Genomic DNA, 16,336 nt, shown 5'->3' with positions numbered 1-16,336 from the left:
CTCAGCCGGAGAGGCGCCCGGCCGCCTCCTCCTCGCTGAGCGCGTCGATCTCGGCGATCAGCAGCGCCTCGATCCGGGCCGCGAGGGCGGCCGGTGTGCTGCTCTCGAACACCTCGCGGATGGGGATGTCGAGTCCGATCCCGGCCCGGATCCGCGCGGCGACCCGGGTGACCAGGAGCGAGTCCCCGCCCAGCGCGAGGAAGTCGTCGAACACCCCGACCCGCGGCACGCCGAGGACCTCCTGCCACAGCTCGGTGACCAGCTGCTCGGCGTCGGTGCGCGGCGCGACGTAACCCGACCCGGCGGCCGGCCCGGGGTCGGGCAGGGCCGCGAGGTCGGGCTTGCCGTTCGGGGTCAGCGGCAGCCGGGCCAGCGTGACGACGGCGTCCGGGACCATGTAGGCGGGAAGCCGTACGGCGAGGTGCTCGCGCAGCTCGGCCGGCCCGGGCTCGGCCCCCGGGCGCGGGACGGCGTACGCCAGCAGCCGACGGCCGTCGCGGACCAGCACGGCGGCCTGCGCGACGCCCGGGTGCGCGGTCAGCGCGGACTCGATCTCGGCGGGCTCGATCCGGTAGCCGCGGAGCTTCAGCTGCGCGTCGCCGCGCCCCAGGAACTCCAGCCGGCCGTCCGCCCGCCACCGGGCCCGGTCTCCGGTGCGGTACATCACGCCGCCGGCGAAGGGGTCGGGCACGAAGGCCGTCGCGGTCAGGTCGGGCCGGCCCAGGTAGCCCCGGGCCAGGCCGCTGCCGCCGATGTACAGCTCGCCCTCGGAGCCCCGGGGCAGCAGTCCGCCGTGCTCGTCCAGCACGTGGAGCCTGACGCCGGGCAGCGGGCGGCCCAGCGAGGGCCGGCGGTCGGCGTCGGCGGCCGTCAGCTCGGCCGCGGTGACGATCACGGTGGCCTCGGTGGGGCCGTAGGTGTTGACGAGCCGGACCGCGTCCCCGTGCCGCCGGCGCCACCGGGCGACCGTACCGGCGCGCGCCTCGGAACCGCCGATGACCACCAGGCGCAGCGCGTCCGGCCAGCTGGTCCCGTCGTCCAGGCCGACGAGTTCCTCCCAGTACGCGGTCGGCAGGTCGAGCACGGTGACGGTCCGGCCGGCCGGACCGGCCAGCAGGTCGGGCAGGGTCCGGCCGCCGCCGGGCAGGAGCACCACGCACGCCCCGGCCGCGAGGGCCGGCCAGAGTTCCTCCACGTGGGTGTCGAAGCCGAGGGAGGCGAACTGGACGATCCGGTCGTCGGGGCCCAGCGCGTAGCCGTCCGGGCCCGCCATCCAGTCGACCCGGGCGGAGACCGCCGGGTGGTCGACCGCGACGGCCTTCGGCGCCCCGGTGGACCCGGAGGTGTAGAGGACGTAGGCGAGGGCCCGCGGGTCGGGCGGGGCGAGGTCGGCGGTCCCCGCCCCCGGCAGGTCCGTGCCGGTGAGGGTGAGGACGGCGTCGGCCTCCCGGACCATCAGGGCGCGGCGCTCCTCGGGGTGGGCCGGGTCGAGCGGGAGGTAGGCGGCACCGGCCTTCCAGACCGCCGTCAGGGCCACCACCAGGTCGAAGGAGGGCGCCATCGACACCGCGACCACCCGGCCGGCCACCGGGCCGAGCCGGCGGGCCAGGTCGGTGGACCGCCGGTCGAGTTCGGCGTAGGACAGCGTCCGTCCGTCGCACTCCAGGGCCGGCGCGTCCGGTCGGGCGGCGGCCTGGTCGGCGAACCGCTCCAGCACCGTCCGTACGGCGGCCGGAGCGGCCGGGCCCGCCCCGAGGGCGAGCAGCGCCGCCCGCTCCTCGGCGCCGACGAACCAGTCGCCGTGCAGGGGGAGTTCCGGGTCCTCGACGATCCGCGCGTACAGCTCGCGGCACCGGTCGCCGAGCGCCTCGACGGTCCCCCGGTCGAACAGCTCGCGGTCGTAGCAGAAGGAGAGCGTGATCCCGCCGTCGGGGGTGCGCCAGCTGTCGAGCAGCAGGTCCGTCTTGGCCTGGTCGAAGCCGGAGTCCATGCCGGTCGTCCGGACGCCCTCGGGCAGGGCCGGCTCGCCGGAGCCGACCGCCAGGTCGTTCTGGCTCTGGTGGACGAAGACGGCCTGGTAGAGCGGTCCGGCTCCGGTGTCCGCGGGCAGGCCGAGGTGGGCGGCGAGCCGCTCGGCCGGGGCGTCGGGACGGCTCAGCGCGGCCAGTGCGGCGGACCTGGTCCGCTTCAGCACGGTGCGGAAGCCGGGCTCGCCGGTGAGGTCCGACCTGATCACCGCGGTGCGGTTGAAGTAGCCGAGCAGCGCCTCGTGCGCCGCCTCGGTACGGCCCGCCAGCGGGGTGCCGACCACGAAGTCCCGGCAGCCGGTCCAGCGCGCGAGCACGCTCTGGTAGCCGGCCAGCAGCACCATGAACGGGGTGCACCGCTCCTGCCGGGCCGTCCGGTCGAGGGCGGCGGTCAGCTCGGGGCCGAGGTCGACGGTGACGAAACCGGCGGGTCTGGTGGGGCTGGACGGTCTCGGCCGGTCGAACGGGAGGCGCAGCGCTCCGGTGCCGGCGAGCCGGTCCGCCCAGAACCGGAAGGCCTCCTCGCCCGCCTCCCCGCCCGTCCTGGCGCGTTCGGCGCGGGCGAAGTCGCCGTACTGCAGGGCGAGTTCCGGCAGTTCCGCGGGTGCCTCGCCGATCGCCTCGCGGTAGAGGGCGAGCAGTTCGCGCCACATCGTGCGGAAGGACCAGCCGTCGGCGACGATGTGGTGGACCACCACGCTGACCGCGTGTTCCCGCTCGCCGGCGCTGATCAGGGTCGCGCGCAGCGGCGGCGCGGCGGCGAGGTCGAACGGGGCGTTGACGTACGGGCGGCAGGCGTCGGTGAAGTCCTGCTCGGTCGCGCCCTCGGGCAGGCGGATCGTGACCAGGTCGGTCGCGGCCGGGGGCTGGACCAGTTGGACGGGCTCGGCCTCGTCGGGTCCTTCGGGCGCGAAGCGGGTGCGGAGGATCTCGTGCCGGGCGGTCAGCCGGTCCAGCGCGGTACGCAGGGCCCGGGGGTCGATCGGCCCGGTCCAGCGCCGGTTGAGGTACATGTTGAAGCCGGCGTCGTCCGGGTGGACCTGCTGGAGGAACCAGAGCCGGCGCTGTTCGGCGGTCAGCGGGTGGATGGCGGTGGCGGTGGTGGTCACCGGACGGTCACCTCGGTCTCGGAGCGGTGCGGGAGGGTGGGCGCGGCGGCGTCGGCGGCCCGGTCCTGGATGGTCTGGAGGCCGACCAGGTCGTCGGGCTCGGCGTCGGGGACGTCCCGGTCGAAGTGGCGCAGCACGGGCACGGCCAGGCAGACCAGCGCGAGGGCCGCCATGGCGAGGCCGAACAGCAGGTAGAGCAGTCCGATGCCGCGGCCGTCGCCGGTGCCGATGAGCCGCCCGACGCTGCCGGCGAGGGCGCCGTCGTGGTCCATCAGCGGCTGGAGGAGTCCGGGGCCGAACGGGGCGACCACGGCGAAGCCGACCGGCAGGGTCGACCAGGCGACCATGGTGTTCACGGCGATCACCCGGCCGTGGAAGCGCAGCGGCACCTTGGTCTGCACGATGGTCGCGTAGGCGCCGTTGAGCAGGGCGAGCGCGAAGGTCATGCCGAACGCGCCGAGGGCGACCGTCCAGATCGACGGGCGCAGCCCGGTGAGCAGGCAGGCCGCGGCGACCACCAGGGTGGCGAGCAGCACCCCGCGCAGCTTCCGGCGGCGCGGTCCGCCCCAGGCCACCAGCGTGATCCCGCCGAGCACGGCGCCGAGGCCGGCGGCCGTCGACACCCAGCCGGCCGCCGAGAGCGGGGCGAAGGAGAGCACGAGCGGGGTGGTGAGCAGGAACAGCGGGGAGAGGAAGACGTTCAGGACGGCGAAGTACAGCAGCATCGCGCGGAAGTGCCTGCTGCCCAGGGCCCGGCGGAAGCCTTCGCGGATCTCCGCGGCGATGCTCTCCCGGCGGGTGGAGCCCATCAGGTCGGGGAACCGGACGGCCAGGGTGACGGTGACCGCGACGGCGTAGCCGGCCACGTCGAGGGCGAGGATGCCGCCGAGTCCGATCGCGGCGAGCAGCCCGACGGCGAACAGCGGGACGAGGAACTGGGCGAGGCCGAAGGCCATCTGGACCACGCCGTTGGCGCGGCCGAGGTAGCGCTTGGGGACGAGCTGCGGCACCGCCGCGTTCCAGGCGAGCCGTTGGAAGGAGAGGGCGGCGGACAGCACGGCGATGAGCGCGTAGGCGTGCCAGACCTGGAGGCCGCCGGTGGCGTACAGCAGGAGCAGGAGGGCCTGGGTGAGTCCGGCGGCGAGGTCGCCGAGGAGCATGGTCCGGCGCCGGTCCCCCCGGTCGACGACCGCGCCGGCGAGCGGGGCGGCGAGGATGCCGGGGACCAGGCCGCAGGCGGCCAGCAGTCCGAACTGGGCCAGGGAGCCGGTGCGCAGGTAGATCCAGACCGGGAGGGCGAACTCGGTGAGCGCCGATCCGATCATCGACACCTGCTGCCCGGAGGCGACGGTGAGGAAGCGGCGCATGGTGGGGCGGACGGATGCCGGGCCCCCGTCCGCGGCCGGCCGTTCGGCGTCCCGGGAGAGCCCGGCCAGCCACCAGGTCGCGCTGTCCGTGCGGCGGTGTCGGTCCTCCTCCCCCGCGGCGATCGACCGGTGGACGCCGGTGACGACGGCAGCGAGTTCGGCGGCCCGGTACTTGAGGTAGAAGTGGCCGGCCTCGTCGAGGACGACGACCGCGGTGGTGTCGGCGATCCGGTGCCACTCGCGGAAGCGCTCCTGGTAGAACTCGGTGGCCGGGTCGCGGTCGCCGCAGACCGCGATCACCGGGGCCTTGATCCGGCCGCCCTCGGTCGCGAACATCCGGGTGAAGTACCGTTCGACGTCCTTGGTGCCGGTACGGCGGTTGCGGACGATGAGCCGCAGCTGCTCCGGGTCCAGTTCGTCGGTGTCCAGGCCGGCGGCGGCCAGCCCGTTGATCATGTCCTGGTCGCTGCGCAGCCGGTCGAGGAGTTCGGCCCACCGCTCCCCGACCGCCGCGCCGCGGCCCTTGGGCCGGGCGAAGGGGAAGATGCCGCCGAGGTGGACGGCGTCGATGTCGCGGCCGGCGGCCTCGACCCGGCGGGCGATCTCGACGGCGAGGCGCACGCCGACCCCGCAGTGCCCGTACAGCACGATCCGGCCCTCGACGTTCTCGAGGATCTCGCGGGCGCAGCGGTCGGCGACCTCGTCGACGTCCATCGGCTGCTCGCCGAGTTCGTGTCCGGGGACGGCGACGGAGTGCAGTGCCCAGTCCTCGGGCAGGGCGTCGGCGAGCGGTTTGTAGATGAGGGCGCTGCCGCCGCCGTAGGGCGTGCAGACGACGCTTCCGGTGGTGCGGCGCCGCTCGGGGGTGAGGCGGTGCAGCAGGCCCCGCGGCCCCCGGTCGGCGGCCGGGTCGGCGACGAGCGCGGCGAGTTGGCGGACGGTCGGGAAGCGGAAGAGGTCCATCACGCCGACGGGTGTCGGCAGGTCGGGGAAGGCGCGGCGCAGCCGGGCGACGACCTGGGTGGCGAGCAGCGAGTGCCCGCCGATCTCGAAGAAGTCGTCCAGGGCGCCGACCGTCGCGACGTCGAGCACCTCGGCCCAGATCGCGGCGATCAGCGTCTCGGTCTCGCCCTCGGGCTCCACCCGGCCGACGGCCGGGGCGGCGTCCTCGGGTTCGGGCAGGGCCTTGCGGTCGACCTTGCCGTGGGCCAGCAGCGGCAGCCGGTCGAGGACGACGAACCGGGCGGGGACCATGTAGTCCGGCAGGACGGCGCCGAGCTCCGCGCGCAGTTCGGCGGGGGCGGGGGCGGTTCCGCCGCCCGGGCGTTCGAGGTAGGCGACGAGGTTCTGCCTGATCCCCTCGCCCCGGACGGTCACGAAGGCCTGGGTCACGCCGGGCAGCGCGGTGAGGGCGGCCTCGATCTCGCCGGGCTCGACCCGGTAGCCGCGGACCTTGATCTGGTCGTCGGCGCGTCCGAGGTACTCCAGCGTGCCGTCCGTCCGCCAGCGGGCCAGGTCGCCGGTGCGGTACATCCGGCCGCCGGTCGCGGCGAACGGGTCGTCGAGGAAGCGTTCCGCGGTCAGGTCGGGGCGGCCCAGGTAGCCGCGGGCGAGCCGGTGCCCCCCGAGGTGGAGCTCCCCGGTCACGCCGGGCGGCACCGGCCGCCGGGCGGCGTCCAGTACGTAGCAGCGCGCGCCCGCGAGCGGGGTGCCGATCGGCGTGTTCCCCGGGCCGTGGTCCTCCGGGTGGACCTCGTGGACGGTGACGCCGACCGTCGCCTCGGTGGGGCCGTAGTGGTTGAACACCGCGCACCGGCCGAGGCCGGCCAGGTCGGCGGCCCAGGCCCGGGACGAGGCCTCGCCGCCGAGCACCAGGGCCCGGTGCGGCAGCAGGCGCTCGAGCGGGGCGTCGGCGGACAGCGCGGCCAGGTGGGAGGGCGTCATCTTGAGGTAGTCGAGCCGCGACGCCTCGATGTGCCCGGCGAGTTCGGCGCCGGCGATGCGGCGGGGCAGCAGGTGGACCTGGCCGCCGGTGGTGAGCGCCAGGTAGAGCATCGTGATGCTGAAGTCGAAGGACAGGGACTGCAGCAGGCCGTAGCGGGCACCAGGTTCGATCCGCAGCCGGTCCCGCACGCCGGCCAGGTAGTTGAGGATCTCGCGGTGCTGCACCGCGACGCCCTTGGGCTGCCCGGTGGAGCCGGAGGTGTAGATGACGTACGCGAGGTCGTCGGGGCCGGAGGCCTCCGGGAGCGGGGCGTCGTCCGGGGCGCCGTCCGGCGCCGGTGCGGCGTGGTCCACGAGCAGCTCCGCGCCTCCGTACGCGGGGAAGCGTTCCCGCAGCGCCGAGTCCGTCACCAGGACGCGCGCGTCGGCGTCCGCCACCAGGTGGGACAGCCGGGCGGGCGGCTGCTCCGGGTCCAGTGGCAGGTAGCAGCCGCCGGCCTTCAGGACGGCGACCAACGCGACCGCCAGGTCCGGCGACTGCTCCAGGCACACCGCCACCCGGTCGTCCGGCCGGACGCCCAGCGCCCGCAGCCGCCGGGCCAGGGCCGTCGCCCTGGTGTCGAGTTCGCGGTGGGTGACGGTGGCGTCCTCGAAGACCAGGGCCGGGCGGTCGCCCGCCTGCCGGGCCGCGGCGGCGAGCAGCGCGGTCAGCGTCCGGGGCCCGCCGTCGGGGAGGTCCGGGCCGGCCGCCCAGTGGTCGAGCACGTCGGCGCGCTCGGTCGCGGTCAGCAGCGGCAGGTCCTCGACGGGCCGGTCCGGATCGGCGGCGGCCGCGGTGAGCAGGACCTCGAAGCGCTCGGTGAGCCGGCGCACGGTGTCGGCGTCGAACAGGTCGGTGCGGTAGGTGATCAGGCCGAAGAGCCCGCCGTCCTTCTTCTCCCGGAGGTAGAACGCGAGGTCGGCGTGGCTGGTGGTGGCCGCGTGCCCGAATCCCTCCGCGGTGGCGGCGGGTGCGGCGGAGGCCGCGCGGTCGCCGTAGTTCTGGAAGGCGAAGGTCACCTGGAACACCGCCGAGCGGCTGACGTCCCGCTCGATGTCCAGGTCCGCGACCATCTGCTCGAACGGCACCTCCTGGTGGGTGTAGGCGTTCAGCGTCGTCTCCCGCACCCGGCCGACGAGCTGCCCGAAGGTGAGACCCTCCTCCAGCCGCGCCCGGATCGGCAGCATGTTGACGAACGCGCCGACCACGCCCTCCAGTTCGCGGTGGAGCCGGCCGGCCACGGCCGAGCCGACCGCGAAGTCCCGCTGTCCGGTGTGCCGGCCGAGCAGTGCCTGGAGCCCGGCCATCAGCACCATGTACGTCGACGCCCCGCGGGCGCGGGCGCACTCCGCGAGGGCCTGCACGAGCTCCGGGCTCCAGTGCAGTTCGACGGCCGCGCCGTCGTAGCCGAGCAGCGGCGGCCGGGGTCGGTCGGCGGGCAGCTCCAGGGCGGGGACGTCGGCGAGTTCGGTGCGCCAGTAGGCGCGGGAGTCGGCCAGGGCGCCGCTGTCCAGCCGGTCGCGCTGCCAGCGCGCGTAGTCCCCGAACTGCACCGGGAGCGGCGGGAGTCCGGCGTCGGTGCCGTGGGCGTGCCGGGCGTAGAGCGCGTCCAGTTCGCGGTTGAGGATGTCGATCGACCAGCCGTCGCCGACGATGTGGTGCATGACCAGGGCGAGGACGTGGTCCTCGTCGGCGAGCCGGACCAGCAGGGCCCGCAGCAGGGGGCCGCTCGCGAGGTCGAAGGGTCTGGCGGCGAGCGCGCCGATCTCGTCCGCGGCTCTTCGTCCCGGGTCGGGGTCGTCGGAGGCGTCCACGAACCCGGCGGGGAACGGGCCCGGTTCGGCGACCAGGACCTCGGCCCTGCCGTCCTCCGTGACCGGGAAGGTCATCCGCAGCCCCTCGTGGCGCTCCACCAGGGCGGCCAGGGCGGCGTCCAGCGCCGGGCGGTCCAGCGGCCCGCGCAGCCGCCGGGCCGGGGCGAGCGTGTACGCGGTCGCGCCGGGCGTGAACTGGTCCATGAACCAGAGCCGTTCCTGTCCGCTGGACAGTGGCGGCGCGCTGTCCGCCGGGCGGGGCTCGACCACCCGCACCGGGGCCGCGGCGCCCCGCAGGCGCTGGGCGAGGAGGGATCGTTTGGCGGCGGACCAGTCTGCGGGCAGGTCCCGGGTGTCGGTCATCGGCAGTCCATTCGGGCGTGGAGCGGGGCGGTCGCGGAAGGGCGGTCGGCGGCGGTCAACGCCGCTCTCGCACGACGGCGGCCAGGGCGGCCGGGGTGGAGGCGTCGAAGAACAGGTCGAAGTCGAGTTCGACCCCGAACGCGGCGCGGATCCGGGCGGTGATCTGGATGATCGTCAGCGAGTGTCCGCCGAGGTCGAAGAGGTCGTCCTCCGGGCCGATGCCGGAGGCGCCCAGGACCTCCTCCCAGATCGCCAGGACGCCCGCGGTGACCTCGTCGGCCTCCACGGGACCGGCCGCGGCGGTGCGCGGCGGGGCGGGCAGGGCGCGCCGGTCGAGCTTGCCGCTCGCCGTGAGCGGCAGGCGGTCGAGGGCCACGAACTGCCGGGGCACCATGACCGCGGGGAGGGTGCGCAGCAGGTGGTCCCGCAGGTCCGCGTCGGACGGCGGTTCGCCGCCGGGTGCGGCCACCCGGTAGCCGACGAGCGCGGGGTCCCCCTCGGCCTGCCCGCACACGGCGACGGCGGCCGCGGCGACCGCCGGGTGGTCGAGCAGCGCGGCCTCGATCTCGCCCAGTTCGATCCGGTGGCCGCGGATCTTCACCTGGTCGTCGATCCGGCCGTGGAACTCCAGTTCGCCGTCCGGCGTCCACGCCGCGAGGTCACCGGTGCGGTACATCCGGCCGCCGGTTCCGGCGAACGGGTCCTCGACGAAACGTTCCGCCGTCAGCTCGGGGCGGCCCCGGTAGCCGTCCGCGACGCCGTCGCCGCCCAGGTGGAGCTCGCCGGGGATCCCGATCGGCAGCGGCCGGCCGTCCGCGTCCAGGACGTACGCCCGGGTGTTGGCGACCGGCCCGCCGATCACCACGGCCTCCGGTCCGGCCGGGACCTCGGCGCAGGTCGCGTAGATCGTCGCCTCGGTCGGGCCGTACCCGTTGATCAACCGCCCGAGGGAGCCGCGGAGTTCGCGGGCCAGCGGCAGCGGCAGGGCCTCCCCGCCGACGATCCCGGTCAGCCCGGCCGGCAGCGGCCCGGCGCTGAGCAGCACGCGCCAGCCCGCGGGGGTCGCCTGGAGGTGGGTCACGCCCTCGCGCCGGACCAGCCCGACCGTGCCGGGCGCGTCCAGGGCGGCGCCCTCCGGTGCGAGGACCAGCCGACCGCCGGTGACCAGTGGCAGCAGGATCTCCAGCCCGGATATGTCGAAGGAGAGCGAGGTCAGGCCGAGCCAGACGTCCCCGGGCCCCGAGCCCAGCCGTTCGGCGAAGGAGGTCAGCAGGTTCACCAGCGCCCGGTGCCCGATCTCCACTCCCTTGGGCCGCCCGGTCGAGCCGGAGGTGTACAGCACGTAGGCGAGGTCGCCGGGCGGGGTGGGCGCCGCCGCGGACCCCGGCTCGGCGCGGGCGCTCCCGAGCCGGAGGACGGCCGGTGCCGCCGCCACCACGTCGGGGGCGGGCTCCCGGTCGGCGACCAGCAGGGCCGCACCGGAGTCGGCGAGCACGAAGGCGAGCCGCTCGGCGGGGTGCCCGGGGTCGAGCGGCAGGTAGGCGGCCCCGGCGGCGTGCACCGCGAGCAGGACGGCGGGCAGGTCGGCGGAGCGCTCCAGGTGCAGGGCGACGACGTCGCCCCGGCCGACCCCGGCCCCGCGCAGGACGGCGGCCAGTTCCTCGGTCCGCGCCACCAGCGCCCGGTAGGTCAGCCTCGCGGCGCCCGCGCTGACGGCGGGGGCGTCCGGCGTCTCGGCGGCCCGCTCCCGCACCAGGTCCAGCACGGTGCGCTCGCGCGGGTAGGAGCGGGCGGTGGCGTTCCACCCGTCCGTCACCAGGTACCGCTCCTCCGCGCCCAGCACCGGCAGGGCGCTCAGCGGTGCCTCGGGCGTGGCCGTCGCGGCTTCCAGCAGGGCCGTGTAGTGCCCGGCGACGCGGTCCGCGGCGTCCGGCGACAGGACCGCCGGGGCGTACTGGAGCGAGAACGCGAGCCCGTCGGCGGTGTCGACCGCCTGGAGGTGCAGGGTGTTGCGGGCGGCGCCGTTGAACACCGTGCGGTCCACCCGGACGGTGCTCCCCGGGAACACCGGGTCCACGGCGCGGGCGCGCCGGTAGCCGAACGACACGGGGGCCAGCCCGGCGCGCGGCGTGAGGCCGCCGACGGCCGCGCCGAAGGGCACGGGGCGGAACGGGTACCCGCCGCGGGCCTCGGCGCGCACGGCCCGGGCGTACTCGGCGAAGGACGTCCCGGTGCCCACCCCGGCCGGGGCGTGCACCGGCAGCTCGTTGACGAACAGCCCGATCTCCCCGGCCTGCTCGGGCGTCCGGACGGACAGCGGCACGGAGACCGGGACGGCCTCGCCGCCGTAGCGCAGCAGCAGTGCGTGCAGTGCGGCGAGCAGGAACTCGAAGACGGTGACGCCGCAACGCTCCGCGGCCTCGGCCACGGCGGCCCGGCCGCGCGCGTCCGTCCGCCACGTGCCGCAGGCTCCGGAGGCCGGGGCGGTGACGGCGTGCGGCAGCCCCGGGAGGACGGGCTCGGTCGCCGCGGCCCACCGCGGGCCGTACCGGTCCGCCGCCCGGCGGACGAGGTCGGGGTCGAGCGGGGCCGGGGGCGTGGACGGGGGCGTGGACGGGGGCGTGGACGGGCTCCGGTCGGCGGCCGGGGCGGGCCCGCCCAGGGCCTGCGCGTAGGCCGCGGCGAGGTCCGCCACCAGGACGTCCTTCGACTCCCCGTCGAAGACCGCGTGGTGCACGACGGCGAGCAGCTCCGCCGCCTCACCGCGGCCGCGGTAGAGGGTGAACCGCGCCAACGGGCCCGCCTGGAGGTCCAACGGGCGTGCCGCGTCCTCGGCCAGCCGCTTCTCCCGGCTCTGCGCGCAGTCCTCGGAGGCGTCGACCACGTCGAGGACCGGGGCGGTGCCGGGCTCCGCGACGAGGCTCCCGCCGCGCTCCACGAACACCTGGGACAGCACGGGGTGTCGTGCCGTCACCGTCGAGACGGCACGGGCGAGGGCGTCGGCGTCGACCCGGTCGAAGGAGAGCAGGACGGGCATGTGGAACACCCCGTGGTGGCCGCCGAGGCGCTCGGTGACCCAGATGCCCCGCTGGAAGGGCGAGGCGTGCGGGGGGAGGGAGTGTGGCATGTGCGGCTCGATTCGGCAGTCGGTGAATGGTGCGTTCCCCGTGGCCGGGCGCCGACGTGGCCGACGCCGCGGATGCTCTGGCGACGCGGCCGACGGGCCGCCCCCCGGCCTCGACCTGCCCGGCCCGCAGATCCCCCCTGCGCACCGCCGGAGCGCCGTCGGTCCTCTCCCCGTCGAAGAGGCCGATCATGGTCCAGACCTGCCGAGAGGTTGGCAGAGAAGCCCTGCGCCGTCAAGGGTCGTTCCGACCCGTAGGAAAGACGTCATGAACGCGTCCAACCTGCGGGAATGCGACCACGGGGGCGGGCTTCTGATCGTTCGTCATCGTCTCAACGGGCGGCCGCTCCCGCCGTCGGCCCCCGGACCCCCGGAGCCGTCGCCGAATCGGGTCCGGGCCGTCGCCGCATCAGCTGAGCGCCCGCCGCCGGAGCGGCCCAGCAGCCACCGCCGGATCAGCCCCGGGCCCCGCCGATTCGGCCCCGGGGAGCCGCCGAATCAGCCGAGCGGGCGGCAGAGCAGCGCGGCCGGGGCCCCGTACTGGAGGCGCTGCCAGGTGGACGCGACGCCGGCCAGGTACTCGCCGTCCGCGCACTGGCCCTTGTAGCGGCCCGGCGCCCAGTCGCTCGCCACCGAGCCGCCGGTGGCGGGCCGGTTGTCGCCCCGGTCGAACCAGACCGTGCGGCCGGTCAGCGGCAGCGGGCCGGCCGCCGGGGCGCAGAGCAGGGCGGCCACGGCGTTGGCGCGCACGCTGTAGCCGACCGCGAAGCTGCGGTCGGGGCACTGGAGCTTGTCGTAGCCGGACGCCCAGTCCCCCGCGGTGACGTAGCGCCCGTCGGTGACGGTGGTCCAGTCGCCGCTGCCGGCGGCCGGCTCGCCCGCGTCGGTGCACAGGGCCCGGCTGTCGCCGCGGGCGAGGGCGGTCAGGCGCAGGCCGTCCGGGCAGTCGCCCTTGCGGTTGCCGGGGCTCCAGTCCGGGCGGGCCAGCATCCGCCGGGAGAGGACCTGGTCGGCGTGGTCGAGGGCGAGCATGCTCCAGTGGTCGACGGCGGGCACCGGGCCGCTCGCCGACGGCGCGCCGACCAGCCGGGTCCAGTCGGCGGCCCGCCAGTCGCCGGGGTCGGTGAGGCCGGTCCGGGTGCCGTCCGGGCCGTAGGAGAGCAGCGCCCAGCTGTCCTGCGGCCGCCCGGCGGCGTCGGCCCAGCCGACCAGCGGCCAGACGGCGAAGTCGGTGTCGCCGCGCACCAGGATGTCGGTGAACGCGTGCAGCCAGGCCTGCTCCTTGGCGTCGGTCGAGCCCCGGCCGCCCGCGCCGAACTCGCTGATCCACACCGGAGCGGTGAAGTGCTGCCCGGCCCGGGTGACGAACAGCGCCTGGTCGTCCACCACCTGGGCGAGCTGCTCGGGGGTGAAGTCCTGGTAGCGCGGGTCGCTGGTGGATCCCGGGCCGCTGCCGGCGCCGGTGTTGGCCGGGCCGGTGTAGCCGTAGAAGTGCGCGGCGTAGACCAGCTTGCCGGAGTCGATCAGGGTGTGGGACAGGTTGCGCACGGGGGTGAGCATCGGGCGGCCGTGGCTGAACCCCGCGGCGGGGATGCCGTACCAGTTGATGCCCTCCATGACGACCAACAGGTCCGGGTCGGCCCGCAGGACGCGGTTGCCGGCCTCCTCGAAGGCGGCGTACTCGTCGTGGGCGTCGCCGAGGCCCCAGTTGGGGTCGTCCCAGACGTCCCGGCGGACCTCGTTGCGCAGGTCGACGCCGACCACCCGCTTGTCGGCCTTGTAGCGGTTCACCATGAACAGCCAGTCGTCCTCCCACTGCGCGGTGGACTGGCCGCTGTTCCAGCGCTCGTTGCCGTCCAGGCCGCAGCAGAAGCGGTAGCTGGTGGTGTGGTTGTTGAGGATCACCGCGAAGCCGTCGGCGGTCAGCGCGGCCACCACGGCGTCGAACACCTGGAGCGGGGTCCGGCCGCGCAGCTGCGGGTTGGCGGCGACGGCGGAGTCCGGCACGGGGGCGGTGTCGTGGATCATCGCGTTGGCGAACGGCAGCCGGACGCTGTTGAGGCCCAGCCCGTGGAAGTCGGCCAGCAGCCGGGCCACCGGCACCCGGTCCAGGCCCAGCGGGAGGTTGTGCGACACCTGGCCGGCCTGGTTGTTCGCCGGGTCGTCGGCGCTCCCGCTGCCCTGCCAGGTGCCCTGGGCTCCGGCCCAGTTGGCGGCCTTCAGCTTGAAGCGGTCGCCGTCGGCGTCGACGATGTAGCGCCCCCGGGTGCTCAGCGGGCCGGTCCAGGACGCGGCGAGCCGGGCCCCGGCTCCGCCGTCCGGCGCCGCGATGCCGGGGCCCGCCGCCAGCACGGCGAGCACCGGCAGGGCCGCGACCAGGGCGAGCAGGCGCGCCGCGAGACTCTTCATCGTCATCCCCGCTGTGGTGAGGTGGCTCGGGCCGTCACCCGGCGCTCGGCGCACCGTCGGCGAGAACGACAATATGACGGAACCTCATGTTCCGGGAGGGTGCGTACGGCGGCGCTTCCCCGGCCCCCCGCTTCAGTCCTCGCTGCCCTCCCCCGGGCCGTCCTCGGCGCGCTGGTCCTCGGTGCGCCCGGCCCGCCAGTAGCCCATGAAGCAGACCGCGCGCCGGTCCATCCCCCGCTCGCCGACCAGGTGGCGGCGCAGCTCGCGCACCGAGGCCGCCTCGCCCGCGATCCAGGCGTACGGCCGCCCGTCCGGCAGGTCGGCGGCGCGCACCGCCCCGGTGAGGCCCGGCGCGCCGGAGCGGCGGTGGAGCCAGACGGTCTCGACCCCGGCGCGCTGGGCCGGGAGGTAGGCCTCCTCGGCCGGCCCGTCCACCTCGGCGAAGACCCGGACCGGCAGGTGCGCGGGCAGTTCCTCCAGGATGGCGGCGATGGCGGGCAGCGCCGACTCGTCCCCGGCCAGCAGGACCCAGCCGGGATCGGCGGGCAGCCGGAACTCCACGCCGCCCGCCTCCTCGACGGCCGGTCCGCAGACCACCACCCGGTCGCCGGGCGCGGCCGTGGCGGCCCACCGGGAGCCCGGGCCGAGGTCCCCGTGCACGGCGATGTCGATGTCGATCTCGTCGGGGTCGCGGCGCTGGCCGCGGACGGTGTAGGTGCGCAGCACCGGGCGCACCCGCGGGTCGGCCTCCCGCCAGCTCTGGTACCAGCCGAAGTCGCCGTCGCCGGGCGGGATCAGCGGCTCGGACTGTCCGGGGAGCGGCAGCAGCAGCTTGATCCGCTGGTCGAGGCCGCCGTTGACGAACCCGGCGAGGCTCTCACCGGTGAGCGTGACACGGACCAGGTGCGGGGTGAGTCCGGCGGTGCGGGCGACGCGCAGGGGGAAGAGCGCGAAACGGGCGGGAGCGGTGACGGTGGACAGGGCGGGCTCCTTCCAGCGAACGGGCGGACGCCGCGGCCGTGCCGGTCCGTTCGTCGTCGACGCGCACCGCAGCTTAGGTGAGGCTAACCTAAACTCCGCGCCGAGGACAGCCGCCCTGGTTCGCCGTCAGTCACCGTTCCCGTCAGCCGCCGTTCCCTGCCGCCACCGGGTCGGTGATGCCGCCGGGCGAGGCCTCGCCCCGGACGTCCCAGCCGGCCAGGCGGGCCGCGGGCTCGTAGACGGACTCGTAGAAGTCCAGCACCACGGCACGCGGGTCCTCCCGGCCGCGGACCTCGTCGTACGGCAGGACGGCCAGGTGGCTGCCGCTGCGCTCGACCCAGCGGGCGGCACCGGGCCGGAGCGGGCTGTCGGCCAGGCCGGCGGGCTCGGGGGCCGCGTAGGAGTAGAAGGCCGGGTCCGGGAAGGAGTCGTCGCCGAACCAGAAACCGGAGCTCACGACCTCGCGGGAGTAGGCCTCGCGGGTCACCGGGTCGACGGTCCGCGGCTGTTCGATCACCCGGCCGGAGAAGCGGGTGACGGCGATGTCGAAGGTGTGCCAGAAGTGGTGCACCGGGCTGATCTTCCCGCAGAAGCCGGCGGCGAACTCCTCCAGCACCAGGTTGACCTGGCTCAGCACCTGCCAGTAGCGGTTGACCCAGAACGGGTCGTAGGCGGCGTGCTCGGTGTCCTCGGTGAACGGCCGGCCGGCGTCGGGCAGGTCGAACGGGAACGGGTGCGAGACCGTGACCGGCACGCCGACCGCCGCGAGGGAGTCGAGCGTACGGCGGTAGAACGACGCCACGGACTGCCCGGTGAGCGGGAACGAGGCCGTGCGGCCGTCCGAGGAGGAGACCACCAGCCGGTGGTTGACGAAGTCGAAGTCGACGCAGAAGGTCCCGCCCCCGTCCAGCACGGCCATCGGGCGGGTGGTGATGCCGCGCCCGGTGAGGTGGTAGGGGACGTTCCACCAGTGGTTGCGCCGCACGCTGCACGCCAGGCGGATCTTGCCGACGACCTGGGCGAAGCGGTGGACCGTCGCCTTGGAGTCCTGCCACTGGGCCAGCGGGATCGGGGGGAACAGCTCCATGGGGGCCACGCTAGGCCGGTGGGGGCCGCCCCGCATCCGCACCCGGGCGTCGCACGGCCTCGGCCGGCGCG

General features: G+C 75.7%; 6 protein-coding genes. All 6 read right to left on the bottom strand.

Going from position 1 to position 16,336, the window contains the following annotated elements; all coding sequences use genetic code 11:
- Position 1 precedes the first annotated feature (1 nt).
- The 6 genes from ACFVU7_RS27625 to ACFVU7_RS27600 all read right to left on the bottom strand — a co-directional run bounded on the left by ACFVU7_RS27625 (position 2) and on the right by ACFVU7_RS27600 (position 16,265).
- Positions 2-3,136 carry an amino acid adenylation domain-containing protein gene (locus tag ACFVU7_RS27625; protein ID WP_388047676.1) on the bottom strand — a complete coding sequence of 1,045 codons (3,135 nt, stop codon included), beginning with the start codon at positions 3,134-3,136 and terminating at the stop codon, positions 2-4.
- Positions 3,133-8,664: an amino acid adenylation domain-containing protein gene (locus tag ACFVU7_RS27620; RefSeq protein WP_388047674.1), complete on the bottom strand. Its 5,532-nt coding sequence runs from the start codon at positions 8,662-8,664 to the stop codon at positions 3,133-3,135. Before ACFVU7_RS27620 ends, ACFVU7_RS27625 begins: the two co-directional genes overlap by 4 nt.
- 55 nt (positions 8,665-8,719) lie before the next feature.
- Complete coding sequence (locus ACFVU7_RS27615; protein ID WP_388047672.1) at positions 8,720-11,791, bottom strand: amino acid adenylation domain-containing protein; 3,072 nt, start codon at positions 11,789-11,791, stop codon at positions 8,720-8,722.
- Between the two features lie 495 nt (positions 11,792-12,286).
- Positions 12,287-14,203: a glycoside hydrolase family 5 protein gene (locus ACFVU7_RS27610; protein ID WP_388047671.1), complete on the bottom strand. Its 1,917-nt coding sequence runs from the start codon at positions 14,201-14,203 to the stop codon at positions 12,287-12,289.
- A 126-nt stretch (positions 14,204-14,329) separates the two neighbouring features.
- Positions 14,330-15,136, bottom strand: a complete 807-nt coding sequence (locus ACFVU7_RS27605; RefSeq protein ID WP_388047819.1) for a siderophore-interacting protein — start codon at positions 15,134-15,136, stop codon at positions 14,330-14,332.
- Between the two features lie 184 nt (positions 15,137-15,320).
- Positions 15,321-16,265 (bottom strand): DUF5996 family protein, encoded by a 945-nt coding sequence (locus ACFVU7_RS27600; RefSeq protein ID WP_388047669.1) that lies wholly within the window; start codon positions 16,263-16,265, stop codon positions 15,321-15,323.
- Positions 16,266-16,336 lie beyond the last annotated feature (71 nt).

The sequence above is a fragment of the Kitasatospora sp. NPDC058046 genome, from assembly GCF_042885595.1.
Classification (GTDB): domain Bacteria; phylum Actinomycetota; class Actinomycetes; order Streptomycetales; family Streptomycetaceae; genus Kitasatospora.
This window is presented reverse-complemented; position numbering and strand designations above follow the sequence as displayed.